Below are 1,475 nucleotides of genomic sequence, written 5' to 3'. Positions count from 1 at the left end.
GTGCTGGAACACCATGCCCACGCGGCTGCGCAGCTGGGGCAGGTTGGTCTTGGGGTCGGACAGGCTGATGCCATCGACCACGATGTCGCCCTTCTGGAAGGGCTCCAGCGCATTGACGGTCTTGATCAGCGTGGACTTGCCGGAGCCCGAGGGGCCGCAAACCACCACCACCTCGCCCTTCTGGATGCTGGTCGTGCAATCGGTCAGCACCTGGAAGCTGCCGTACCACTTGGAAACGTTCTTGATGTCGATCATGGCGTTGACGCGGGTGGGTGATGCTTAGCGAACGATGGCGATCTTCTTCTGCAATTGCCGGACCAGCATGGACAGGCTGAAGCAGATCACGAAGTAGACGACGGCGGCGACCAGGTAGGTCTCGACCGGGCGGTTGAAGTTCTTGCCGGCCACCTCGAAGCCCTTGAGCAGGTCGTAGGCGCCGATGGCGTAGACCAGGGACGTGTCCTGGAACAGCACGATGGTCTGGGTGAGCAGCACGGGCAGCATGTTGCGGAAGGCCTGCGGCAGCACCACCAGCTGCATGGTCTGGCGGTAGGTCATGCCCATCGCGTAGCCCGCATAGGTCTGCCCCTTGGCCACGCTCTGGATGCCGGCGCGCATGATTTCGGAATAGTACGCCGCCTCGAACAGGGTGAAGGTGATGACGGCCGACAGCTCGGCGCCCATGGGCTCGCCGGTGAGCAGCGGCAGCAGCAGGAACACCCACAGGATCACCATCACCAGCGGGATGGAGCGCAGGGTGTTGACGTAGAAGGACGCCGGGCCCACCAGCCAGGGCTTGCCCGACAGGCGCATCAGCGCCAGCACGGTGCCCAGTGCAATGCCGCCCAGCATGGCCACCAGGGTCAGCTGGATCGAGAAGAAGAAGCCCTTGGCGACGAAGTCCGACAGGACCTGCCAGTTCAGGAAGGAGAAGTCGAGGTTGATCATCTCAATGCGCCCCCACCATGCCCGGCACGCGCAGCTTCTTCTCGATGACGAGCGCCACGCGGTTGACGGCAAAGGCCGAGATGAAATACAGGCCGGTCACGGCCAGGTAGATCTCGATGCCGCGCGAGGTCTCTTCCTGCGCCTGCATGGCGAACATGGTCATCTCGGCAATGCTCACCGCAAAGGCCACGGCCGAGTTCTTGATGATGTTCATCGACTCGCTGGTGAGCGGCGGAATGACGATGCGCATGGCCATGGGCAGCAGCACATAGCGGTAGGTCTGCGGCAGCGTCAGGCCCAGGGCCAGGCCGGCGTAGCGCTGGCCCTTGGGCAGGCTCTGGATGCCGGCCTTGACCTGCTCGGCCACCCGGGCCGAAGTGAAGAAGCCCAGGCCCAGCACGACCAGCACAAAGCTGGGCACGCCCTTGAGCGGCGGCACCAGGGCCGGCACCACGTGGTACCAGAGGAAGATCTGGACCAGCAGCGGAATGTTGCGGAAGAGCTCCGTCCCAGCATTGCCCAGAACA

3 protein-coding genes are annotated in these 1,475 nt (G+C 63.8%); all 3 read right to left on the bottom strand.

From position 1 onward, the window contains the following. Positions 1 to 255, bottom strand: a 255-nt coding sequence (locus tag I73_RS18795; protein WP_022982032.1) for an ATP-binding cassette domain-containing protein, incomplete at its 3' end; no start/stop codon positions are given. 24 nt (positions 256 to 279) lie between these two features. Next, the gene (locus I73_RS18790; protein WP_022982031.1) at positions 280 to 948 is read right to left on the bottom strand and encodes an amino acid ABC transporter permease; all 669 of its coding nucleotides are present in this window, start codon (positions 946 to 948) and stop codon (positions 280 to 282) included. A 1-nt stretch (position 949) separates the two neighbouring features. Next, positions 950 to 1,475: amino acid ABC transporter permease (locus I73_RS18785; protein WP_022982030.1), on the bottom strand; the 526-nt coding region annotated here is incomplete at its 5' end.

The sequence above is a fragment of the Ideonella sp. B508-1 genome (genome assembly GCF_000333615.1).
Classification (GTDB): Bacteria; Pseudomonadota; Gammaproteobacteria; order Burkholderiales; family Burkholderiaceae_C; genus Ideonella.
This window is presented reverse-complemented; position numbering and strand designations above follow the sequence as displayed.